Annotated in this window: 20 protein-coding genes and 1 pseudogene; 4 read left to right on the top strand and 17 right to left on the bottom strand. The window is 52.0% G+C overall.

From position 1 onward, the window contains the following. Positions 1 to 3 precede the first annotated feature (3 nt). The 3 genes from menF to ACJHXA_RS10210 form a co-directional block, all read right to left on the bottom strand. Entirely contained in the window at positions 4 to 1299 is a 1296-nt protein-coding gene (gene menF / locus ACJHXA_RS10220; RefSeq protein ID WP_001191399.1) for an isochorismate synthase MenF, read from the bottom strand. A 78-nt stretch (positions 1300 to 1377) separates the two neighbouring features. Further along, positions 1378 to 1683: a stress response protein ElaB gene (elaB, locus tag ACJHXA_RS10215; protein ID WP_000070621.1), complete on the bottom strand. Its 306-nt coding sequence runs from the start codon at positions 1681 to 1683 to the stop codon at positions 1378 to 1380. A gap of 54 nt (positions 1684 to 1737) precedes the next feature. Further along, positions 1738 to 2199 (bottom strand): GNAT family N-acetyltransferase, encoded by a 462-nt coding sequence (locus ACJHXA_RS10210; protein ID WP_000574091.1) that lies wholly within the window; start codon positions 2197 to 2199, stop codon positions 1738 to 1740. Positions 2200 to 2263: 64 nt separating this feature from the next. On the opposite strand from ACJHXA_RS10210, the gene rbn reads away from it, so the two are divergent. From rbn to ACJHXA_RS10190, 4 genes and pseudogenes are all read left to right on the top strand, one after another. Further along, positions 2264 to 3181, top strand: coding sequence for a ribonuclease BN (gene rbn, locus ACJHXA_RS10205; protein WP_001300687.1), 918 nt, complete (start codon positions 2264 to 2266; stop codon positions 3179 to 3181). A gap of 187 nt (positions 3182 to 3368) precedes the next feature. Next, positions 3369 to 4589, top strand: a complete 1221-nt coding sequence (gene elaD, locus ACJHXA_RS10200; protein ID WP_103262048.1) for a deubiquitinase ElaD — start codon at positions 3369 to 3371, stop codon at positions 4587 to 4589. A gap of 384 nt (positions 4590 to 4973) precedes the next feature. Continuing rightward, a pseudogene (locus ACJHXA_RS10195) lies at positions 4974 to 5606 on the top strand (hypothetical protein). Positions 5607 to 5708: 102 nt separating this feature from the next. Next, positions 5709 to 6212 (top strand): YfbM family protein, encoded by a 504-nt coding sequence (locus tag ACJHXA_RS10190; RefSeq protein ID WP_000525365.1) that lies wholly within the window; start codon positions 5709 to 5711, stop codon positions 6210 to 6212. Positions 6213 to 6278: 66 nt separating this feature from the next. Here ACJHXA_RS10190 and nuoN read toward each other — a convergent pair whose 3' ends face one another. The 14 genes from nuoN to lrhA form a co-directional block, all read right to left on the bottom strand. After that, positions 6279 to 7736, bottom strand: a complete 1458-nt coding sequence (gene nuoN / locus ACJHXA_RS10185; protein ID WP_000156701.1) for an NADH-quinone oxidoreductase subunit NuoN — start codon at positions 7734 to 7736, stop codon at positions 6279 to 6281. Positions 7737 to 7742: 6 nt separating this feature from the next. Next, entirely contained in the window at positions 7743 to 9272 is a 1530-nt protein-coding gene (gene nuoM, locus ACJHXA_RS10180) for an NADH-quinone oxidoreductase subunit M (protein WP_000926441.1), read from the bottom strand. Positions 9273 to 9435: 163 nt separating this feature from the next. Then, positions 9436 to 11277, bottom strand: coding sequence for an NADH-quinone oxidoreductase subunit L (nuoL, locus tag ACJHXA_RS10175; protein WP_001533105.1), 1842 nt, complete (start codon positions 11275 to 11277; stop codon positions 9436 to 9438). Continuing rightward, a complete protein-coding gene (nuoK, locus tag ACJHXA_RS10170; protein WP_000612644.1) occupies positions 11274 to 11576 on the bottom strand; it encodes an NADH-quinone oxidoreductase subunit NuoK in 303 nt (100 codons plus the stop codon). Before nuoK ends, nuoL begins: the two co-directional genes overlap by 4 nt. Beyond that, positions 11573 to 12127: an NADH-quinone oxidoreductase subunit J gene (gene nuoJ / locus ACJHXA_RS10165; protein ID WP_000393511.1), complete on the bottom strand. Its 555-nt coding sequence runs from the start codon at positions 12125 to 12127 to the stop codon at positions 11573 to 11575. The genes nuoK and nuoJ overlap by 4 nt, the downstream gene beginning before the upstream one ends. 11 nt (positions 12128 to 12138) lie before the next feature. Further along, a complete protein-coding gene (gene nuoI / locus ACJHXA_RS10160) occupies positions 12139 to 12681 on the bottom strand; it encodes an NADH-quinone oxidoreductase subunit NuoI (protein ID WP_000172749.1) in 543 nt (180 codons plus the stop codon). Between the two features lie 14 nt (positions 12682 to 12695). Then, on the bottom strand, positions 12696 to 13673 hold the full coding sequence (gene nuoH, locus ACJHXA_RS10155; protein WP_000118507.1) for an NADH-quinone oxidoreductase subunit NuoH: 978 nt from the start codon (positions 13671 to 13673) through the stop codon (positions 12696 to 12698). Then, positions 13670 to 16396, bottom strand: a complete 2727-nt coding sequence (gene nuoG, locus ACJHXA_RS10150) for an NADH-quinone oxidoreductase subunit NuoG (RefSeq protein WP_001560196.1) — start codon at positions 16394 to 16396, stop codon at positions 13670 to 13672. The genes nuoH and nuoG overlap by 4 nt, the downstream gene beginning before the upstream one ends. Before the next feature lie 52 nt (positions 16397 to 16448). Continuing rightward, a complete protein-coding gene (gene nuoF / locus ACJHXA_RS10145) occupies positions 16449 to 17786 on the bottom strand; it encodes an NADH-quinone oxidoreductase subunit NuoF (protein WP_000789502.1) in 1338 nt (445 codons plus the stop codon). Next, entirely contained in the window at positions 17783 to 18283 is a 501-nt protein-coding gene (gene nuoE, locus ACJHXA_RS10140; RefSeq protein WP_000545042.1) for an NADH-quinone oxidoreductase subunit NuoE, read from the bottom strand. Before nuoE ends, nuoF begins: the two co-directional genes overlap by 4 nt. Positions 18284 to 18285: 2 nt before the next feature. Further along, on the bottom strand, positions 18286 to 20088 hold the full coding sequence (nuoC, locus tag ACJHXA_RS10135; RefSeq protein WP_000247878.1) for an NADH-quinone oxidoreductase subunit C/D: 1803 nt from the start codon (positions 20086 to 20088) through the stop codon (positions 18286 to 18288). Between the two features lie 93 nt (positions 20089 to 20181). After that, positions 20182 to 20844 carry an NADH-quinone oxidoreductase subunit NuoB gene (gene nuoB / locus ACJHXA_RS10130; RefSeq protein ID WP_000386733.1) on the bottom strand — a complete coding sequence of 221 codons (663 nt, stop codon included), beginning with the start codon at positions 20842 to 20844 and terminating at the stop codon, positions 20182 to 20184. A gap of 15 nt (positions 20845 to 20859) precedes the next feature. Continuing rightward, positions 20860 to 21303 (bottom strand): NADH-quinone oxidoreductase subunit NuoA, encoded by a 444-nt coding sequence (gene nuoA, locus ACJHXA_RS10125; RefSeq protein ID WP_000062997.1) that lies wholly within the window; start codon positions 21301 to 21303, stop codon positions 20860 to 20862. A 630-nt stretch (positions 21304 to 21933) separates the two neighbouring features. Next, positions 21934 to 22872, bottom strand: coding sequence for a transcriptional regulator LrhA (lrhA, locus tag ACJHXA_RS10120; protein ID WP_000622286.1), 939 nt, complete (start codon positions 22870 to 22872; stop codon positions 21934 to 21936). Positions 22873 to 23195: the final 323 nt, after the last annotated feature.

Below are 23195 nucleotides of genomic sequence, written 5' to 3'. Positions count from 1 at the left end.
TTACTATTCCATCTGTAATAAAGTACGCAGCCCTGCCGCTTTGTTGTCGATTTCCTGCCACTCTTGCTCGGGGTCGGAACCACGGACAATGCCCGCGCCAGCATATAATCGCACGACATTGCCGCTAATTTTTGCTGAGCGCAGGGAAACGCAGAATTCGCTTTGTTGTAATGAGAGATAGCCCGCAGAACCGGCGTACCATTCTCGGGTGAACGGTTCGTGACGGGCGATAAACTGTCGCGCCAGATCGCGCGGTAAGCCAGCAACTGCTGCCGTTGGCTGCAACTGATGTAAACAGATCACATCATCCGCTTTGTTGAGTGAAGTCCAGATACAGCGGCGAAGATGCTGCACTTTACGCAGACGCAGTACCTGCGGCGGTAAAACATCCAGCGTCTGGGTATCGGCCTGTAATCGTTGGCAGATATCTTCCACCACCAGCATGTTCTCGCGCTGGTTTTTATCATCCGCCATCAGCCACTCTCCTAACTGCTGCGCCTGCTTATCATCAGGATTATTTGCTACTGTTCCCGCCAGCGCTTCAGTACGCAGCGCTTTGTCACGCCGCCGCCATAACCGTTCCGGTGAAGAGCCAAGAAAAGCATTTTCGCCATCAAAGGCCATGTAAAAATGGTAGCAATTCAGATTCAGTCGACGACTGGCAGCCATCATCGCCGCCGCGTTGACCGGACTTGCGAAATGCAGGTCAGTTGCCCGAGCGAGCACCACTTTGTCGAGCTCACCTTCGGCGATGGTTTTCGTTGCCAGTTCGATTAATTGCGTCCAGCCCGTTTTGTCCGGCCAGTGTTGTTCTCGCGTGGTGGTTAAATGTAACCCAGGCAAGGGCTTGATACTCACCAGTGTGGCGATAAATTCTTTTGCCTGAATCGCATCGTGCTGAAGGGAGCTTTCGCTGAATAGCGTCAGCCGCAGCGTAGCTTTACCGCCACAGCGTCGCCATTCCAGGCGGGGTAAAAGTAAATTGCCCTGCGACGGGTCAAAAGCATTCAGCCCCCAAATGCGTAAGTCGGCGTGTTCCGGGTGCTGGCGAAGAAAACGTTGTGCCTGGTCCAACGACGTAAAACGGGTAATCGCGCCCAGGACGGCAGCTTCTTCATCACCATTACGTTGTTGCCAGTAGAATTGCGGGTACGTTTGCTGACTGGCCAGCCAGCTCAAGGCATCAAAAGCGTCTTTGAGAGGGAAAGGAATATCGATAACCCGAATGCCGGGTGTCGCCGGAATCTCTTGCGACAAATGGCGCAGTAGATTTTCCAGCGCCGTAGTAAGTGATTGCACGCGGACCTCTCCCTGTTAAAAGCCTCACATTATACGGGGTACTACAAAAAAAATGCAGTACCCCGGTGTAGGGAGGTTTTAACGGCGTGCCAGCAACAGTCCTAGTACCAGCCCAACGGCCGCGCCCACACCAATTCCTTGCCAGGGTTTTTCGTGGACGTAGTCATCAGCACGATAAACTGCCTGCTTCGCCCGATAGTAATAACTGTCTGAAGCCTGGCTAACCCGTTTTTTCACATCATCCAGCGCTTTTTCTGCACGCGCTTTCAGCTCAACATATTTCTGATCGGCGGGATCGCCAGAGGAGCGGAGCACCTCTTCCAGTGTTTCACTAAGCAGCGTCAGGTCGTCATCGATACGTGTATCACCAAACTGATTAGACATTCTCGTTCTCCATTTGCGTAAAACCTGTCACTAACTATAGACAAGGGTTGTTGATTACGCCTGAATTACCTCGCGTGCCATCCCAATGTGTGGGATACCATCTTCTTCATAGACCTCCGTCACAGGGATAAAACCGAAACTCTGGTAGAAGTTTTGCAGATGCGCCTGCGCCCCGAGGTAAACAGGCTTATCAGGCCAGTGATGCGTACATGTTTCGAGTGTTTTACTCATCAGCTGCTGCCCCACTTTTTCGCCACGCAACGCTTCACTGACAATCACCCGACCTATAACGACCGGCTCAAGATCATCATCACTTTTCAGAATCCTCGCATACGCCACCAGTTCATCATTTTTCCAACCGAGAATATGGCGATTATCCCCCGTCAAATCATCACCATCGATATCCTGATAAGGGCAATTCTGCTCGACAACAAACACCGCGCAACGCAGTTGTAATAAGGCATAAAGCTGGGAAACCGATAATTCAGAGTGATGCAGATCTTGCCATTCAATCATAATGCTCTCCTTTTAGATGTATGCCTTATACTAGCCGGAATATTTTTTGAAACGTGATGAACTCATGGAATTAATTTTTTTAGGTACTTCAGCCGGTGTGCCAACCCGCACGCGCAATGTCACGGCAATATTGCTTAACCTGCAACATCCGACCCAGAGCGGACTTTGGTTGTTTGACTGCGGTGAAGGCACCCAGCATCAGCTACTGCATACCGCCTTTAACCCTGGAAAACTGGACAAGATTTTTATCAGTCACCTTCATGGCGATCATCTTTTTGGTTTACCCGGCTTGCTGTGCAGTCGTTCTATGTCAGGCATTATCCAACCCTTAACGATTTATGGTCCGCAAGGTATCCGTGAATTTGTGGAAACCGCGCTGCGGATTAGCGGCTCATGGACCGATTATCCGCTGGAAATTGTCGAAATTGGCGCTGGCGAAATTCTCGATGATGGCCTGCGCAAAGTAACCGCTTATCCGCTGGAACACCCACTGGAATGTTATGGCTATCGTATTGAAGAACATGATAAACCGGGTGCATTAAATGCCCAGGCATTAAAAGCTGCTGGCGTGCCGCCTGGCCCACTGTTTCAGGAATTAAAAGCGGGCAAAACAATCACGCTGGAAGATGGAAGGCAGATTAACGGCGCAGATTACTTAGCTGCTCCAGTGCCAGGTAAAGCGCTCGCTATTTTCGGCGATACCGGCCCCTGCGATGCCGCACTTGACCTGGCTAAAGGTGTCGATGTCATGGTGCACGAAGCGACGCTGGATATAACCATGGAAGCCAAAGCCAATAGTCGCGGCCATAGCTCTACACGCCAGGCTGCGACACTAGCCCGTGAGGCTGGAGTCGGTAAGCTAATCATTACCCACGTCAGCTCGCGCTATGATGACAAAGGTTGTCAGCACCTGTTACGTGAATGCAGGTCAATTTTCCCGGCGACTGAACTAGCGAATGATTTCACCGTGTTTAACGTTTAACTCTGCTTATTATTAAAAACAGGGCGAAACTTGCCCTGTTATCGCAACCCGCGCTACATATATCCACCCACACGGGCATATTGAGCGATTTTTGATATTTATTCATCTCCTCACGCACTATATTCAGAGCAATAAGTTGCCTCTATTTATCTTGATTCAGCACAACCTTTGCAACTAAAAGGAGCCCATGATGGTTACAGTTGTCAGCAATTATTGTCAATTATCTCAAACGCAACTCAGTCAGACATTTGCAGAAAAATTTACTGTGACCGAGGAATTACTGCAGTCTTTAAAAAAAACAGCGTTATCCGGAGATGAAGAAAGCATTGAGTTACTGCATAATATTGCGTTAGGCTATGATGAATTTGGAAAAAAAGCTGAAGATATTCTTTACCATATTGTTAGAAACCCAACAAATGAGACCCTATCGATTATCCGACTTATCAAAAATGCTTGTTTAAAATTATATAATTTGGCACATGCCGCAACCAACTCCCCCCTTAAACCAGCTGGTCCGGATAATTCAGAGGATCTCCTGTTCAAAAAGCTATTCTCCCCTTCGAAATTAATGACAATTATCGGTGATGAAATTCCTCTTATATCTGAAAAACAGTCGCTTTCGAAGGTGCTTTTAAATGATGAGAATAATGAACTGAGTGATGGTACAAACTTCTGGGATAAAAATCGTCAATTAACCACAGATGAAATAGATTGCTATCTTCAGAAGATCGCCGCTAATGCAAAAAATACTGAAGTCAATTATCCTACTGGTCTCTACGTCCCCTACTCCACCAGAACTCACCTGGAAGACGCTCTCAATGAAAATATTAAGAGCGATCCATCATGGCCGAAAGCAGTCCAGTTATTCCCCATAAATACTGGCGGACACTGGATATTAGTTTCGCTACAGAAAATAGTAAATGAAAAAAATAATACACAACAAATAAAATGCGTCATATTCAACTCATTGCGCGCACTAGGCCATGATAAAGAAAATTCACTTAAGCGTGTCATTAATAGTTTTAATTCTGAATTCATGGGAGAAATGTCGAATAATAATATAAAAGTTCATTTAACTGAACCCGAGATAATATTTTTACATGCCGATCTTCAGCAATATTTAAGCAAAAGTTGCGGTGCATTTGTGTGCATGGCAGCCCAGGAAGTGATTGAACAAAGGGAAAGCAATTCTGACAGCGCCCCCTATACGTTATTAAAAAACTATGCTGACAGATTTAAAAAATATTCAGCAGAAGAGCAGTACGAAATTGATTTTCAACATAGACTGGTAAACAGAAATTGTTATTTAGATAAATATGGCGATGCACGAATCAATGCTTCTTATACACAATTAGAAATAAAACACTCACAACCCCAAAATAGAGCATCCGGCAAAAGAGTGAGTTAACATCATTGTTAATTAATTCGACCAGTCAGCAAATATGCTGACTGGTCGAACATAGTTTGCTAAACAGTCATCACTGACTGATGTCAGTCACACCATCCGCCAGTTCAATCTTCGGGTATTTCCAGCGTATCTCGGCACGCGATTGCTGGTCTGTTGATGTAGTGGATTGTTGTTGCTGACTTTTCTTACCCTCAGAGTTCTGCCCCCTGTCAACTCAATCTGCCAATAAATAACATAATTATATTTTTCCTTATATGAATTCCTTTTTAAAATAGCGAAGCCACTGTAAAAGATACTTTTTGTATAGATCTAACAACCGTAATAAAACAAACACTCATAACTCATTATAAATAATGATAAAATAACGTCTTTTATTGATAATTTATATATGAAAAAAATCCTTTTGTTATATTATTTCTGATTTCACTCCCTCTGATTATTTTTACCAACCCTGGGTCACTGCATTATCGCCAACGCCCCGACACGTCAGTCCTGAGCAATTAGAAAAAACAGTTCGTTATCTTACACAAACTGTGCATCCACGTAATGCCGACAATATTGATAATCTGAATAGGTCCGTAGAGTATATAAAAGAGTTCTTTGTCAGTAGCGGTGCCAGAGTTACCGCGCAGGGCGTCCCCGATTGGCTATTACGACTCTGCGCCTGGTAGCCAGGATTACCCTTACCCGCAATGTCCTGGCTTTATCCCGATCGGGGGGACTTTATTGCCTGGTCGGCAGAATACAGGATATCAACGCCGTTCGTCAGGTAAAAACGGCATTGTTATCATCCCGGGATTTATCTGTTTATTCTATGAATGCCCCATGGTTTATTCCCGGTATTGATTTCTCTGACCACCTGAATTATTGGCAACACGATATTCCCGCCGTAATGATTACTGACACCGCTTTTTATCGTAATAAACAATACCACTTGCCCGGTGATACAGCAGACAGATTGAATTATCAGAAAATGGCTCAGATGGCGTTATAACCTTGTTACACAACAGTAAATAATAAAAATTTCTCGAGGCGGGTCCAGAAACAGCGACATGTACATTTTATTTTCCCTCGTCTGTTTTAAGATGCGAAACATAAAATTCAATGGAGGAAAAATAAATGGGAATGATTGGTTATTTTGCAGAAATTGACTCAGAAAAGATTAACCAACTGCTTGAGTCTACTGAAAAACCTTTGATGGATAATATACATGACACGCTTTCAGGATTACGCCGACTGGATATTGATAAACGCTGGGATTTTTTACACTTTGGGCTGACAGGCACCTCTGCTTTTGATCCCGCGAAGAATGATCCGCTGAGTCGTGCCGTGCTTGGTGAACACAGCCTCGAAGATGGCATAGATGGCTTCCTGGGATTGACCTGGAATCAGGAGTTAGCCGCGACAATCGACCGACTGGAATCACTGGATCGAAGTGAGCTGCGTAAACAGTTTTCCATTAAGCGACTCAATGAAATGGAGATTTATCCGGGAGTGACCTTTTCAGAAGAGTTAGAGGGGCAACTCTTTGCTTCGATCATGCTTGATATGGAAAAGCTGATTAGCGCGTATCGACGTATGCTGCGACAAGGGAATCATGCGCTGACGGTTATTGTTGGGTGATGGTGTCAGGGCACCAAAAAAAACCGCCGAACATGTCGGCGGCTTTCTGACTTACAAACTGATAGCTTACATCAGCGGCATTGCTAACCGCACAATGCTAATCAGCGGTTGTGGCCATACACCCAGCACCAGTACCAACAGTGCAGAGATCAGCACCACGATACCGCCTGCGCTGTACTGCCAGTTTGACGGTGCATCGCGACCCGGTTGTTCCGGGGCGTGCAGGTACAGGCTCACCGCCACGCGCAGGTAGTAGTAAAGGCCGATTGCCGAACCGACAACCACGGCGCCCACCAGCCACCACAAGTGTGCCTGGACACCGACCGCCAGCACGTAGAACTTACCAATAAAGCCCAGCGTCATCGGAATACCGGCCAGAGACAGCATCATCACCGTCATCACCGCCGCGAGGATCGGGCGATGCCAGAACAGACCGCGGTAAGAGAACAGGGAATCAGCATCCGGGCCACGGTACGGGCTGGACATCAGGCTGACCACGCCGAACGCGCCGAGGCTGCTGAACAGATAACCGGCCAGGTAAACTCCTACCGCTTCCATCGACATCTCGCCCGTTTGCAGCGCAATCAGCGCCACCAGCAGATAGCCGAGGTGAGAGATAGATGAGTAACCGAGCAGACGTTTGATATTGGTCTGGCTCAGCGCCATCAGGTTACCGAAGATGATAGAGGCAAAGGCGATAATCGCCAGCACTACCCGAATCGCTTCGCTGTCACCCACCGGTGCGTAGAGGAACAGACGCATCACCACACCGAAGATAGCGATTTTGCTCGCCGTCGCCAGGAAAGTGGAAACCGGCGCAGGCGCGCCCTGGTATACGTCTGGCGTCCACAGGTGGAACGGCACCAGAGAGAGTTTGAAGCCGAGGCCAACAATCATCAGTCCGAAACCTGCCAGCAACAGCGGCTCGTTGAGCATACCGTCGCCGAGGTTTTTACCCAGCGCGACAAACGACAGGTCGCCAGACTGTGCATACACCAGCGCCATACCAAACAGCAGGAAAGAAGACGCTGCGGCAGAAAGGATGGTGTATTTGATACTGGCTTCCAGCGAACGTTTCTGGCGGAAAGCGTAACCGACCAGGCCAAACAGCGGCAAAGAGATCAGTTCAATACCGAGGAACAAAGACGCCAGATGGTTGGCATTCGCCAGCAGGATCCCGCCCAGCGCGGCAATTAACACCAACAGGTAGAACTCATCCTTGTTGTCGTTATAGCCTTCAAGCCACGGGTAGGCGAAAGTACAGGTGGCGAGGCTCGCCAACAATACCAGCCCGGTGTAAAGCATGGCGAAACCATCAACGCGCATCAGCGGCGTAACGTCCATAGCGCCCGCCTGGCCGACAAACCAGAGCGAAACCAGCGCCGCGTTAAGCCCAATAACCGAGAGCGTAGCGTTGAGGAAATGATTGCGTCGCCACGCAATGGAGAGCATCACAACCACCACCGTCAAGCCGACGATCAGCAACGGTAGCAGTGCGATCAGGTTTTGTGGAGTTATTGTCATGGCGATTTACGGCCTTGTAGTAGTAACGGAATTAACAAACCACTGCTGGATATTGCCAATCGCGGAGTGCGAGGTATCCAGAATCGGCTGCGGATAGAAGCCCAGCAGTACCAGCAGCACCACCAGCAACAGGATCATAAACAGCTCACGCAGCGACATCCCTGGCAGTTCCTGGCTGGCAATCTGGCTTTTCGCTTTACCGAAGTAAGCGCGATGCAACATCGCCAGCGAATAAACAGATGCAAAGACCAGCCCAAAGGTAGAGATAACGGTAATCACCGGGACAACCTGGAAGCTGCCGAACAGAATCATAAATTCGCCGACGAAGTTACCGGTGCCAGGCATCCCAAGCGTTGCCACCGCAAAGAACAGCGACAGTGCTGGCAGCCATTTCATCTTGCTCCACAGACCGCCCATCATGCGCATGTCGCGGGTATGGATACGTTCATAAAGCTGACCACAAAGAATAAACAGACCCGCCGCCGACAAGCCGTGCGCAATCATCTGGATTACCGCGCCCTGGTAGGCCAACTGGCTGCCGGTGTAGATAGCAATCAGCACGAAGCCCATGTGGGAAACCGAGGTGTAGGCGATCAGACGTTTGATATCGGTCTGGGCGAAAGCCATCCACGCACCGTAGAAGATGCCGATAACCCCCAGCCACATAGCGATTGGCGCAAACTCTGCCGATGCGTTCGGGAACAGCGGCAGGGAGAAACGCAGCAAACCGTAAGCGGCAGTTTTCAGCAAGATCCCCGCGAGGTCAACGGAACCGGCGGTCGGAGCCTGAGAGTGCGCATCCGGTAGCCAGCCATGCAGCGGAACCACCGGCATTTTGACTGCGAAGGCGATGAAGAAGCCCAGCATTAACAGGTATTCCACACCACTGGACATTGGCGTATTCAGCAGCTCTTCATAGTTGAAGGTCCAGACGCCGGTCGCATTGTAGTGAACAAAAACCAGCGCCAGGATGGCAATCAACATCACCAGGCCACTCGCCTGGGTGTAAATGAAGAACTTGGTTGCCGCCGTGATACGCGTTTTACCGTCAGAGGCTTTATGCCCCCACAGTGCGATCAGGAAGTACATCGGCACCAGCATCATTTCCCAGAAGAAGAAGAACAGGAACATGTCGATGGCAAGGAACACGCCGATAACGCCGCCCAGGATCCACATCAGGTTGAGGTGGAAGAAGCCCTGATATTTTTCGATCTCTTTCCACGAACATAGTACCGCCAGCACACCGAGCAGACCGGTCAGCACGACCATCAGCAGCGACAGCCCGTCAATGGCGAGATGAATAGAGATACCAAAACGCGGGATCCACGGCATGTCGAATTCAGACTGCCACTGCGGAATTCCGGCGGATTGCGTCAGTGAATAACCGCCCTGCAACCACAGTTGCAGCGACAGCGCCAGCGTCAATCCCATGGTGATCAGCGCGATCCAGCGTGGCACCTTGACGCCAAAGCGTTCGGTCTGCCAGCACAGGAAGCCGCCAATAAAGGGAATTAATATTAGCCAGGGTAGTAACATGGCGATCTTTATTCCTTGTAAAAGTCCCGTCAGGACCGGATTTTCAACGAATTCTCACGACAGAAAATTCTCTTCGGACTGGGGGTAGTGTCGGATGCACCGCGAAGGCGGCTTATCCGACCTACGTTCTTATATGCCCAGGGGCAATCCCACAATCCTTAACTCAACGCAGTACCATCAACAGTGCCAGCACCACGACCGCACCGATGCTCATGGATGCCACATACCAGCGCAGATAGCCGTTCTCACTTAACAGCAGACCTTTACCTGCAAAGCGGGAAAGAACCGCCGGGATGTTCATCATTGAGTTCAGCGGATCGCGTTTCAGCAACCAGGCAATACCCAGGAACGGCTTGACGAACACTTTGTCGTACAGCCAGTCAAAGCCCCAGGCGTTGTACCACCAGGTACTCAGCAGGCGGCCCGGCGCACTGTTGGCGATGGAGGTCACCAGAGTACGTTTACCCAGCCACAGCCAGGCTGCCAGCAGAATGCCGACCACCGCGACCACGCCAGAGGTAATTTCCAGGGTCAACATGCTGCCGTGCGCCAGTTCCGTCGTTTGCGGAAGCACGCCCTGCAGCGGCGGTACAATCAGTGCGCCAACGAAGGTGGAAAGGATCAGCAGCACAATCAGCGGCAGGCTGTGAGTTACCCCTTTCACGGCGTGAGCGTGAATTTGTTCTTTTCCGTGGAAGACGATGAAAATCATACGGAAGGTGTAGAGCGAGGTCATAAACGCACCGACCAGACCTGCCACCATCAGATTGATATGACCATTCGCCATCGCACCCGCGAGGATCTCATCCTTACTGAAGAAGCCCGCAGTGACCAGCGGCAGTGCCGACAGTGCTGCGCCGCCCACCAGGAAGCAGAGATAAACCAGCGGAATAGATTTACGCAGACCGCCCATCTTGAAGATGTTCTGTTCGTGATGGCAGGCCAGAATGACGGAACCGGATGCCAGGAACAGCAGCGCTTTAAAGAACGCGTGAGTCATCAAGTGGAAAATCGCCGCATCCCATGCCTGCACGCCAAGCGCGAGGAACATGTAGCCAATCTGGCTCATGGTAGAGTAAGCGAGAACACGTTTGATGTCGGTCTGTACCAGCGCGGCAAAACCGGCCAGCAGCAGCGTAACCGCCCCGACAATACCCACCAGATGCAGAACTTCCGGCGTCATCAGGAACAGGCCGTGGGTACGGACGATCAGGTAGACACCCGCGGTTACCATCGTTGCGGCGTGGATCAGCGCGGAGACAGGCGTCGGGCCAGCCATCGCATCGGCAAGCCATGTCTGCAACGGCAACTGCGCAGATTTACCGACCGCACCGCCCAGCAGCATCAGCGTCGCCCACATCAGCATGTTATTGCCGTCAGCAAAGTGCGCTGGTGCCAGTTCCACCATTTCGCGGAAGTTCAGGGTGCCCAGTTCGTTGTAAAGAATGAACAGTGCGAAAGCGAGGAACACGTCACCCACACGGGTCACGACGAACGCTTTCATTGCCGCTGCGCCATTCTTCGGATCGGTGTAATAGAAACCGATCAGCAGATAGGAGCACAGGCCCACGCCTTCCCAGCCGAGGTACATCAGCAGCAGGTTGTCGGCAAGCACCAGAACTACCATGCTGGCGATGAACAGGTTGGTGTAGGCGAAGAAGCGAGAGTAGCCCTCTTCACCGCGCATGTACCAGGAGGCGTACATGTGAATAAGGAAACCCACACCAGTGACCACCGAGAGCATGGTCAGCGACAGGCCGTCCAGCACCAGATTGAAACCGATGTTAAAGTCGCCTACCGACATCCACGTCCACAGCGGCTGGCTGTATGACTGCTCGCCGTTAGCGAAGAAATCAACGCCGATAAAGGCGGTTACCAGCGCCGCCAGGCCCACAGAGCCAACGCCGACGATCGCCGAAACGTTTTCAGACCAGCGCCCACGGGAGAACGCCAGCAGGACGAAGCCAATCAATGGCAAAATAATGGTTAAGGCAAGCATGTTCATCCGCGCATCTCACTTACTGAATCGATGTTCAGGTTCTGGCGACGACGGTGAAGTTGCAGCAGCAGCGCAAGGCCGATACTCGCTTCTGCCGCCGCGAGGCTGATGGCGAGAATGTACATCACCTGACCGTCGGTCTGACCCCAGTAGCTTCCGGCGACCACAAAGGCCAGCGCGGAGGCGTTAATCATGATTTCCAGACCAATCAGCATAAACAGCAGATTGCGACGGATAACCAGACCGGTTAAGCCAAGAACGAATAAGATTGCCGCGAGGATCAGTCCATGTTGTAAGGGGATCATGCGTGCTCCTCCGTTTTTCTTTTCGCGCTGTCGTCTTTACGATTGCTCAGCACTTCACCCGCACGCTCTTCACGACCGACGTGGAAGGCCACAACCAGACCCGCGAGCAGCAGCATAGAAGCCAGTTCCACCGCCAGTACGTAAGGCCCGAACAGCGTAATACCCACTGCTTTAGCACTGATTGGCGTACCGTCGATACCCTGATCATTAACACCAAGGATGGCGTAAACAATCACCACCAGCATGATGGCCGACAAAATTGCCGGACCAATCCACACCTGCGGTTTCAGCCACTGGCGTTCCTGTTCGATTTCTGAACCGCCCAGGTTGAGCATCATCACCACGAACACGAACAGCACCATAATGGCACCCGCGTAGACGATAATTTCCAGCGCACCGGCGAAGTAAGCGCCCAGTGAGAAGAACACCCCGGAAATCGCCAGCAGCGAAATAATCAGGTACAGCAGTGCGTGTACCGGATTGGTATGGGTGATCACTCGCAAGGTCGCAAGTATGGCTATCAGGCCACAGATATAAAAAGCGAACTCCATTGCCCCTCTCCTTACGGTAACAGGCTCTTGACGTCGATAGGCTTGGCTTCGTTCTCTGCTTCGCCCTTATCTTTGCCGTCGATTGCCATACCTGCCATCCGGTAGAAGTTATATTCCGGGTATTTGCCCGGACCGGAGATCAGCAGATCCTCTTTTTCGTAAACCAGATCCTGGCGCTTGTATTCCCCCATTTCGAAATCCGGGGTTAACTGAATCGCCGTGGTCGGACAGGCTTCTTCGCACAGACCACAGAAAATGCAGCGTGAGAAGTTGATGCGGAAAAATTCCGGGTACCAGCGACCGTCTTTGGTTTCTGCTTTTTGCAGCGAGATACAGCCGACCGGGCAGGCTACCGCGCAGAGGTTACAGGCTACGCAACGCTCTTCGCCGTCCGGGTCGCGGGTCAGAACGATACGACCACGATAACGGGGCGGCAGATAGACCGGCTCTTCCGGGTACATTCGCGTTTCGCGTTTGGCGAACGCGTGCAGGCCGATCATCCAGATACTACGAACCTGGGTGCCGAAACCTACTAACAATTCTTTTAAGGTCATGGTCTTATTGCCCCTTATTGCGCCTGCCAGAGAATGACAGCCGCCGTTACCAGCAAGTTGATCAGCGTCAGCGGCAGGCAGATTTTCCAGCCGAAGGACATTACCTGGTCATAACGCGGACGCGGTAACGACGCACGAATCAAAATGAACATCATCATAAAGAACGCGGTTTTCAGCGCGAACCAGATGAATGGCGGTAACAACGGGCCTTGCCAGCCACCGAAGAACAGCGTCACCATCAATGCAGAGATGGTCACAATCCCGATGTACTCACCCACGAAGAACAGACCGAACTTCATACCGGAATATTCAATGTGGTAACCATCCGCCAGTTCCTGCTCGGCTTCCGGCTGGTCAAACGGGTGACGGTGACATACCGCCACGCCCGCGATGGCAAAGGTAATAAAACCAAAGAATTGCGGGATAACGTTCCACACATGCGCCTGGCTGTTGACGATGTCGGTCATGTTGAATGAACCGGCCTGCGCCACCACGCCCATCAGGGAAAGCCCGAGGAACACTTCGTAGCTCAGGGTCTGCGCAGAAGCACGCATCGCACCCAGCAACGAGTATTTGTTGTTACTTGACCAGCCCGCAAACAGCACCGCGTAAACCGCCAGACCTGCCATCATCAGGAAGAACAAAATCCCGATGTTCAGGTCGGCAACCACCCAACCCGGACTGACTGGCACAATCGCAAAGGCCAGCAGCAGCGAGGTAAAGGCAATCATCGGTGCCAGGGTAAAGATGACGCGATCCGAGAATTTCGGGATCCAGTCTTCTTTAAAGAACATTTTGATCATGTCCGCAACCAGCTGGAGCGAACCGCCCCAGCCAACACGGTTAGGTCCGTAACGGTTCTGGAACAGACCCAGCAGGCGACGTTCGCCAAAGCTCATGAATGCCCCGCAGGTGACAACCACCAGCAGGATCACCACCGCTTTGAGGATGGTCAGCAGGATCTCAATCAGTTCCGGTGATATCCAACTCATTGTTGTGCCTCCTTGAGATCCTCAAGATGCGCGCCAGCCAGCACCGGAGCAATGCCGGACATACCCATCGGCAAACCCACCTGCCCTGCCGTCAGCCCTTCAGCGATTTCAACCGGCAGCGTGACCGTGTTGCCATCGTAACTAAAGGAGACGCGAGCGCCTGCGTTCACGCCCAACTTCGCGGCATCCGCTGGGTTGAGTTTGATGTACGGCTGCGGCATACGGCTCTGGAAGACCGGAGCACGCTGTGACAATTCATCGCTGCCAAACAGGTGGTAATACGGCGCGATACGCCATTTCCCGTCCTGCGGCTGGAAGCGTGCCGGTACGCTGGTGAAGTAATCCAGACCATTTTCGCTGGTTTCAAACAGACGCACGCCCGGATCGCCAAAGCGCAGTTTGCCGCCCACTTCGTCCTGGAATTTGTTCCACGCCTGCGGGGAGTTCCAGCCCGGCGCCCAGGCAAACGGCACTTGCGAACGGTGCGCAGTCGGCTGGTTGTTACCTTCCATCGAGAAGGTGAACATGGTGTCAATATCCTGCGGCTGACGCGGCTCATGAACGCTGATATTGGCGCGCATGGCGGTACGACCGCTGTAACGGTGCGGTTCACGGGCCAGTTTCTGCCCACGAATACGGAATGTCGCATCCGGCGCAGCATCTTTGATACCTGCCAGTTCCGGGATTTTCGCCACAACAGCGTCAATCACATGGTCGAGCTGCGTCCAGTCCACTTCACGGCTCAGCAGGGTGCTGTGCAGCGAGTGTAACCAGCGCCAGCTTTCCAGCATGACAGTTTTGCTGTCGTAATAAGCAGGATCGTAAACCTGGAAGAAACGTTGGGCGCGGCCTTCGTTGTTGATCACCGTACCGTCGCTTTCAGCAAAGCTGGCAGCAGAAAGTACCAGATGGGCGTTTTCCATAATCGCTGTGCGTTGATGATCAACCACCATCACCAGCGGCGCTTTAGCCAGCGCAGCATTCACGCGGGTAGCGGAAGCGTGACGATGCAGATCGTTTTCCAGCACCACCACCGCGTCGGCGCGTCCGGTTTCCAGTTCGGTCAACGCTTCTTCAAGCGAACCGCCACCCATAATGCCCAGCCCCATGCTGTTGACGGAACGGGCAATCATGGTGATACCAACGTCAGCGCCGCGACCTTTCAGGGCTTTCGCGACGTTAGCCGCAGCCTGAATCACCTCTATGCTACCGGCGTTCGTCCCGGAGATAATCAACGGTTTCTTCGCACCTGCCAGTGCCTGCACGATGACGTCGATTTTGCTTTGCAGCTCAGGTTCGATACCGTCAACCGCTGGCGCAGAGTTATCCAGCGCATGGGCGATGGCAAAACCTAAACGCGCCTGATCTTCAACCGGTGCGCGGTAAGTCCACGCCGCGATATCATCCAGACGGGTGTCATCAACGTTGGTAACAAACAGCGGATGCTTCGCACGTTGACCGATGTTGAGGATTGCCGCAATCTGCCAGTCAGCCACTTTCTGTGCTGCCGCCATTTCGCGCGCTTTACCTTTCACAGCCTGACGCACTGCCAGCGCGACGCGCGCGCCGGTCTGGGTAACGTCTTCGCCCAGCACCAGTACCGCATCGTAAGATTCGATTTCGCGCAGAGCCGGAGTATAAATGCCGCCTTCACGCAGCACTTTCAGCGCCAGTTGCAGACGTTCCTGCTCACCGTGAGCGATACCGGTGTAGAAGTTTTCTTCGCCCACCAGTTCACGCAGCGCAAAGTTGCTTTCCACGCTGGCACGCGGAGAACCAATACCGATCACTTTCTTCGACTGACGCAGAATATCTGCCGCGCCCTGCATTGCCTGTTCGGCGTTGAGGGTAATGAAATCATCGCCACGACGCTGTACTGGCTGACGCGGACGATCCCTCAGGTTGACGTAACCGTAACCGAAACGACCACGGTCGCAGAGGAAGTAGTGGTTTACCGTACCGTTGTAACGGTTTTCGATACGACGCAGTTCGCCGTAACGTTCACCGGGGCTGATGTTACAGCCGATGGAACATTGCTGGCAGATGCTCGGCGCAAACTGCATATCCCATTTACGGTTGTAACGCTCGGAGTGCGTTTTGTCGGTAAATACGCCGGTCGGGCAAATTTCGACCAGGTTACCGGAAAATTCGCTTTCCAGCGTGCCGTCTTCCGGGCGACCGAAGTAGACGTTGTCGTGCGCACCGTAAACGCCCAGATCTGTACCGTCAGCGTAATCTTTGTAGTAACGCACACAGCGGTAGCAGGCGATGCAGCGGTTCATTTCGTGAGAGATGAATGGCCCCAAATCCTGATTACGGTGGGTACGTTTGGTGAAACGGTAGCGACGGAAGCTGTGTCCGGTCATCACGGTCATATCCTGAAGATGGCAGTTACCGCCTTCTTCACATACCGGACAGTCGTGCGGGTGGTTGGTCATTAACCACTCGACCACACTTTCACGGAACTGTTTCGCTTCTTCGTCGTCAATGGAAATAAAGGTGCCATCGGAAGCCGGTGTCATACAGGACATCACCAGGCGACCACGCGTGTCTTCCGCGTTTTGGTATTGCTTCACCGCACACTGGCGGCAAGCACCGACGCTTCCCAGCGCCGGATGCCAGCAAAAGTAAGGAATATCAAGGCCCAGAGACAGACAAGCTTCCAGCAGGTTGTCCGCTCCGTTGACCTCGTATTCTTTGCCGTCTACATGAATTGTAGCCATTAGCATGCTTCCAGTTTTCTCGGTCAGGGACCGAGCGTTAATCGAAATTCGGTTACCAGCGCTCTTTCAGCAGGTTCGGCTGAATCCCATTAATCAAATGGGTATTGCTGAACGGCTGTTTGATTCCCGCCTCAAATTCTTCGCGGAAATATTTGATGGCGCTCTGTAACGGCTCCACTGCACCAGGTGCGTGGGCACAGAAAGTTTTACCCGGGCCTAAGAATCGACACAGTTGCTCAAGTGTTTCGATATCGCCCGGCTGACCTTCACCACGCTCCAGCGCACGCAGAATTTTCACGCTCCACGGCAGACCGTCGCGGCACGGCGTACACCAGCCGCAGGATTCACGGGCGAAAAACTCTTCCAGGTTACGCACCAGCGACACCATGTTGATCTCATGGTCAACCGCCATCGCCAGCGCCGTACCCAGACGGCTTCCCGCTTTACCGATACTTTCGAATTCCATCGGCAGATCAAGGTGCGCTTCGGTCAGGAAGTCAGTCCCCGCGCCGCCTGGCTGCCAGGCTTTAAATTTCAGACCATCACGCATACCACCGGCGTAATCTTCGAGGATCTCGCGTGCGGTGGTGCCGAACGGCAGTTCCCACAGTCCCGGATTTTTCACCCGACCGGAGAAGCCCATCAGCTTGGTGCCAGCATCTTTACTTTTCGAGATGTTCTGATACCACTCCACGCCGTTAGCGAGGATCGCCGGAACGTTACACAGGGTTTCGACGTTGTTGACACAGGTCGGTTTGCCCCATACGCCGGAGGTTGCCGGGAAGGGGGGTTTCGAGCGTGGGTTAGCACGACGCCCTTCCAGGGAGTTGATTAACGCTGTTTCTTCCCCGCAGATGTAGCGCCCTGCCCCGGTATGGACGAACAGTTCGAAGTCGAAACCTGTTCCCATAATGTTTTTGCCAAGCAAGCCCGCTTCAGTGGCTTCGGCAATGGCGCGGCGCAGATTTACTGCCGCTTCGATATATTCGCCACGCAGGAAGATGTAGCCACGGTAAGCTTTCAGCGCAAACGCGGAGATGAGCATACCTTCCACCAGCAGGTGCGGCAGTTGCTCCATCAGCAGGCGGTCTTTATAGGTGCCTGGCTCCATTTCATCGGCGTTACACAGCAGGTAACGGATGTTCATGGATTCGTCTTTCGGCATCAGGCTCCATTTCAGGCCGGTAGAAAAGCCCGCGCCACCGCGCCCTTTCAGACCAGCGTCTTTTACCTGATTAACGATTTCGTCCGGAGACAGCCCGGTCAGCGCCTTACGCGCGCCTTCGTAACCGTTTTTGCTGCGATATTCGTCCAGCCACACTGGCTGTTTGTCATCGCGCAGACGCCAGGTCAGCGGATGCGTTTCGGGAGTACGGATAATGTTTTTCATTTATACCGCTCCAGCAGTTCAGGGATCGCTTCCGGGGTCAGATGCGCGTGAGTATCCTCATCGATCATCATGTTTGGCCCTTTATCACAGTTCCCCAGGCAGCAAGTTGGCAGCAGCGTAAAGCGACCGTCAAATGTCGTTTGCCCTGGTTTGATGTTTAGCTTTTTCTCGAGCGCCGCCTGAATACCCTGGTAACCGTTGATATGACAGACCACGCTGTCGCAATAACGGATCACATGGCGGCCAACCGGCTGGCGGAAGATCTGGCTGTAGAACGTTGCCACACCTTCGACGTCGCTTGCCGGAATACCCAGCACATCGGCGATCGCGTGGATCGCACCATCCGGCACCCAGCCACGCTGCTTCTGAACGATTTTCAGCGCTTCAATGGACGCCGCACGCGGGTCTTCGTAGTGGTGCATCTCGTGCTCAATCGCTTCACGCTCTGCCGCACTCAGCTCAAAAGCCTCGGTTTGTGGTTGTTGATTCTCGTGCATAATTAGCGGTCCACATCTGACATAACAAAATCGATACTGCCCAGATAAACAATCAGGTCAGACACCAGGCTGCCGCGGATCGCCGCCGGAATTTGCTGCAAATGCGCATAACTCGGCGTGCGGATACGAGTGCGATAACTCATGGTGCTACCGTCGCTGGTCAGGTAGTAACTGTTGATCCCCTTGGTCGCCTCAATCATCTGGAAAGATTCATTGGCAGGCATCACCGGCCCCCACGACACTTGCAGGAAGTGGGTGATCAGGGTTTCGATATGTTGCAGCGTGCGCTCTTTCGGCGGCGGCGTGGTCAGCGGGTGATCCGCTTTGAACGGGCCTTCCGGCATGTTGTTGAGGCACTGCTCAAGAATGCGCAGACTCTGGCGCAGCTCTTCCACTTTCAGCATTACGCGGGTGTAGCAGTCAGAAACACCACCACCAACCGGGATTTCAAAGTCGAAGTTTTCATAGCCAGAATAAGGACGCGCCTTACGCACGTCGAAGTCGATCCCGGTAGCACGCAGGCCCGCGCCAGTGGTGCCCCACTCCAGCGCCTCTTTCGCGCCATAGGCGGCAACGCCCTGGGAACGACCTTTCAGAATGGTATTTTGCAGCGCCGCTTTCTCGTAAGACGCCAGACGTTTCGGCATCCAGTCGAGGAACTCACGCAGCAGGCGATCCCAGCCGCGCGGCAGGTCGTGCGCTACGCCGCCAATACGGAACCACGCCGGGTGCATACGGAAACCCGTGATCGCTTCCACCAGATCGTAAATTTTCTGACGATCGGTAAAGGCGAAGAACACGGGCGTCATTGCGCCGACGTCCTGAATAAAGGTCGAGATGTACAGCAGGTGGCTGTTGATACGGAACAGTTCGGAGAGCATAACGCGAATGACGTTAACGCGATCCGGCACGGTGATCCCGGCCAGTTTCTCTACCGCCAGCACGTAAGGCATTTCGTTAACGCAGCCGCCGAGGTATTCAATACGGTCGGTATACGGAATGTAGCTGTGCCAGGACTGGCGCTCGCCCATTTTCTCCGCACCACGGTGGTGGTAGCCGATGTCTGGTACGCAGTCGACAATCTCTTCGCCGTCGAGTTGTAAAACGATACGGAAAGCCCCGTGCGCCGACGGGTGGTTCGGACCGAGGTTGAGGAACATGAAGTCCTCGTTTTCGGTGCCGCGCTTCATCCCCCACTCTTCCGGTTTGAAGGTCAGGGCTTCCATCTCCAGATCCTGTTTGGCTTTGGTCAGCTCAAACGGCGAGAATTCGGTAGCGCGCGCCGGGTAATCTTTACGCAGCGGGTGACCTTTCCAGGTTTGCGGCATCATGATGCGGCGCAGGTTCGGGTGACCGTCGAAAGTAATGCCAAACAGATCCCAGGTTTCACGCTCATACCAGTTAGCGTTCGGGAACAGTTTGGTGAAGGTCGGTACGTGCAGGTCGTTTTCTGCCAGCGCCACCTTCAGCATGATGTCGCGGTTACGATCGATAGAAATCAGATGGTAGAAAACGGAAAAATCCGCGGCAGGTAACCCTTCGCGGTGTGTGCGCAGACGTTCGTCCATGCCGTGTAAGTCAAACAGCATGACGTAAGGTTTCGGCAGTTTCTTTAAGAAATCGCCAACTTCCAGTAATTGTTCACGCTTGATCCACACAACGGGAACCCCGGTGCGAGTCGCCTGAACAGTAAAGGCATCCGGCCCAAAACGGTTGCGCAGTTCGCCAATCACCGGATCATCAAGATGATCGCGGGTCTGCCAGGCGGGTTCTTGCGCGGTTAAGTCGGTCATATTGTTCACCATTGCAAATGGTCCGTGGTGACTGTCGGCGCAGTAAGCTTCGCGAAATAGATTTAGGAATAAGCGAAGAAAAATCCCTTTGCCGACAGGCGCAAATTAAATCTCGTCAGGTGTACGCAGGTTGGTTACGGCAATGCGTTCACCGCGCTTGCGTTCGCGCTCTGATTGCATATTGGCGCGATAAACGCCCTGATCGCCAACCACCCAGGAGAGCGGACGACGTTCTTTGCCGATAGATTCCTGCAACAGCATCAGTGCCTGCATGTACGCTTCAGGACGCGGCGGGCAGCCCGGGATATACACATCAACCGGGATGAATTTATCGACGCCCTGCACAACGGAATAAATATCGTACATACCGCCGGAGTTGGCACAGGCACCCATTGAGATAACCCATTTTGGTTCCAGCATCTGGTCATACAGACGCTGAATAACCGGTGCCATTTTGGTAAAGCAGGTTCCTGCAACCACCATCAGGTCAGCCTGACGCGGCGAAGCACGCAATACTTCTGCGCCAAAACGCGCCACGTCATGCACCGCGGTAAACGAAGTCACCATCTCAACGTAACAGCAGGAAAGACCGAAGTTATACGGCCAAATTGAGTTTTTACGACCCCAGTTAACCATGTCATTGAGCTTGCCCATAAACACGTTTTTGTTAACTTCTTGCTCCAGAGGGTCGGTTACGATCTCCTGCTTTTGCAGGGGGTAACGGTCGTTCTCACCGTTGGGATCTATGCGGGTGAGCGTATAATCCATCTTAATGCCTCGCGGTTAGCGTTGACGATTAGCGATACTGTTCGTTTCCGGGTTCATACGCTCGCGGCGTGAACGCGCGGGCGTCCAGTCCAGCGCGCCAATACGCACCAGATAAACCAGACCTGCCAGTAACACAAAAATAAAAATTGCAGCTTCCACAAAGCCTACCCAGCCGCTTTCGCGGATAGAGGTTGACCATGCGAACAGATACAGCGCTTCAACGTCGAAGATAACGAAGAACATGGCCACCAGATAAAACTTGGCGGACAGGCGTAAGCGGGCGGAGCCGACCGAGTCGATACCGGATTCAAACGGCACGTTTTTCGACCTCGCGCGTGCGCGACCGCCTAAAAACCAACCGCCTACCAGCATCAGGCAACACAGGCCAATGGCAACGATAAGAAAGATAGCGAATGCCCAGTGATGAGCGATGACTTCAGTGGATGTTGACATACTCATTGCTTACTCATCAAAAGTAGCGCCAGATTCACTGCTCTTCACGGCAGATGGACGCCACATCGATTCATGGGGAGGAATAAAAAAAACCTTACAATCACTGTAGAAATTCTTTTATACAGCTAATTGATGTGGTCTTTTACTCCTTTCTATAACCTTTTGTCAACTTTAACAAAAGTTTCTTCACATTAGTTTACATAATATCAACACCATTAGCATTTAATGCCCTTTCACCCCAGATCCTTGACGACTCCAGGATAATTAGATGTTGTTGAATCGTGTCCGTTGTGAAGCAATGGAAAAAATACGGGTCTATTTTGACAGGAATTTGTGTCGATTCCTCCCCCCAAAAGAGAGTATTTTCTTGATCTGTGACACGCTTTTGTCATTCCATAACAAAAACGCAGCAACAAATTTACGTATTTTTTAACATCATTGTAGCAGGTGATTTTTTTCAGGCGATTATTTGTGCGTTCGGGACGTGAATCTCTGGTGATTGAAAAATGAACAGTTTTGTACGTTCTGCACTATGCGAGGAAGGATTTTTACTAAAAAAAAGCCGCTGGGGTTTAAAACACCCCCAGCGGCTCGTTTTTTACACTATTGTCTCAGGAATTATCTATCGTCCGTCGATTACTCGATATCCCTTTCAATCAACAATGAATCATCCCCTTCCGGAGCAGACATTGGGCTGTATTGCCACGGATTATGGTAGCTCTCCATCGCCTGATAGATCACCTGGGCCAGCTCATTATTACTGGACGGGTCATAGCACAGCAAATATTCGGTATCAGGTAGCGGCGGTAAGCCATCTACTCCACTCAGCACACGCAGGTCCGGGCTCATCATCTCAACCGGCCTTGCCGTCACGCCAAGACCGGCTTTCACTGCCGCACGAACGGCCGGAAGCGTCGAGGCGACATAAGCCAGTCGCCATGGAATATCTGCTTTATTAAGCGTCGCCAGCACCATATCGCGAAACGGACTTGGATCATCCAGCAATACAAGAGGGATCGGCTCGCCTTTTTGCAATACGTATTCCGCTGCGCAGTACCAGTGTGTTGGCGAGGTACGCAGGTTCAATGCCTTAAACGCTGAAGGACGATGGGTGGTTACCATCAAATCCACTTCCTGGGATTCCAGCATTTCTGCCATATAGGCATTACGTTTAACGCGGACATCCAGCGCTAATTTCGGATAAACCGAACTCACGCGATTTAACAGGAAAGGTAAGATCGTATCGGCAGATTCATCTGAAGCACCGATAGTTAACACGCCCTGAAGATTACTGAACATTAATGATGAGCAGGCCTCATCATTAAAACGCAGGATTTTCCTGGCGTAACCAAGAAGTTGAATGCCATGTTCAGTTAACAGTTTGTTGCGACCGTGACGAGCGAACAGTTCTTTCCCAACGAGTTGTTCCAGACGCTGCATTTGCTGACTTACGGCGGACTGAGTACGACACACAGCGGCAGCTGCGGCAGCAAAAGTGTTCAGATCGGCAACAGCAACAAATGTTCTCAGCAGATCGAGGTCGAGGTTAATTATCGGACGATTTGCACTTATCATATATTATCACTTACTGGCGGCTCATACTGAGCTGGTTAATGCTGTGCACACACAAACAAGCAATTCCATTTGTAATGTGCCTCCCTGGCAGTTTCATCCGGAACCCGGACGAAAGTAAAAATGCATATGAGTTGCACTAAAAAAGCGACTCACATTGTTCCGTTATAATGCCTGAAGTAGATCACAGAATATATCTTCAGGGATCGCATATCTATTAAGTTACTCACTCTTTTCTATTTATGACATGCGCGTGTTTGTATAAATGTAAATGTGAGTCCTTGTTCCACTCTCGTGCAGCATCGCTGGTCATACGCGAACACGTA

Source organism: Escherichia sp. WS33, from assembly GCF_046486385.1.
Lineage (GTDB): Bacteria > Pseudomonadota > Gammaproteobacteria > Enterobacterales > Enterobacteriaceae > ECMA0423.
The sequence above is the reverse complement of the archived record's forward strand: the minus strand, read 5'-3'. Positions and strand labels throughout refer to the sequence as shown.

Coding starts and splice junctions, on each gene's coding strand:
- elaB (WP_000070621.1), bottom strand. CDS start 1,683: ATGTCTAATCAGTTTGGTGATACACGTATCGATGACGACCTGACGCTG.
- ACJHXA_RS10210 (WP_000574091.1), bottom strand. CDS start 2,199: ATGATTGAATGGCAAGATCTGCATCACTCTGAATTATCGGTTTCCCAG.
- rbn (WP_001300687.1), top strand. CDS start 2,264: ATGGAATTAATTTTTTTAGGTACTTCAGCCGGTGTGCCAACCCGCACG.
- elaD (WP_103262048.1), top strand. CDS start 3,369: ATGATGGTTACAGTTGTCAGCAATTATTGTCAATTATCTCAAACGCAA.
- ACJHXA_RS10190 (WP_000525365.1), top strand. CDS start 5,709: ATGGGAATGATTGGTTATTTTGCAGAAATTGACTCAGAAAAGATTAAC.
- nuoN (WP_000156701.1), bottom strand. CDS start 7,736: ATGACAATAACTCCACAAAACCTGATCGCACTGCTACCGTTGCTGATC.
- nuoM (WP_000926441.1), bottom strand. CDS start 9,272: ATGTTACTACCCTGGCTAATATTAATTCCCTTTATTGGCGGCTTCCTG.
- nuoL (WP_001533105.1), bottom strand. CDS start 11,277: ATGAACATGCTTGCCTTAACCATTATTTTGCCATTGATTGGCTTCGTC.
- nuoK (WP_000612644.1), bottom strand. CDS start 11,576: ATGATCCCCTTACAACATGGACTGATCCTCGCGGCAATCTTATTCGTT.
- nuoJ (WP_000393511.1), bottom strand. CDS start 12,127: ATGGAGTTCGCTTTTTATATCTGTGGCCTGATAGCCATACTTGCGACC.
- nuoI (WP_000172749.1), bottom strand. CDS start 12,681: ATGACCTTAAAAGAATTGTTAGTAGGTTTCGGCACCCAGGTTCGTAGT.
- nuoH (WP_000118507.1), bottom strand. CDS start 13,673: ATGAGTTGGATATCACCGGAACTGATTGAGATCCTGCTGACCATCCTC.
- nuoG (WP_001560196.1), bottom strand. CDS start 16,396: ATGGCTACAATTCATGTAGACGGCAAAGAATACGAGGTCAACGGAGCG.
- nuoF (WP_000789502.1), bottom strand. CDS start 17,786: ATGAAAAACATTATCCGTACTCCCGAAACGCATCCGCTGACCTGGCGT.
- nuoE (WP_000545042.1), bottom strand. CDS start 18,283: ATGCACGAGAATCAACAACCACAAACCGAGGCTTTTGAGCTGAGTGCG.
- nuoC (WP_000247878.1), bottom strand. CDS start 20,088: ATGGTGAACAATATGACCGACTTAACCGCGCAAGAACCCGCCTGGCAG.
- nuoB (WP_000386733.1), bottom strand. CDS start 20,844: ATGGATTATACGCTCACCCGCATAGATCCCAACGGTGAGAACGACCGT.
- nuoA (WP_000062997.1), bottom strand. CDS start 21,303: ATGAGTATGTCAACATCCACTGAAGTCATCGCTCATCACTGGGCATTC.
- lrhA (WP_000622286.1), bottom strand. CDS start 22,872: ATGATAAGTGCAAATCGTCCGATAATTAACCTCGACCTCGATCTGCTG.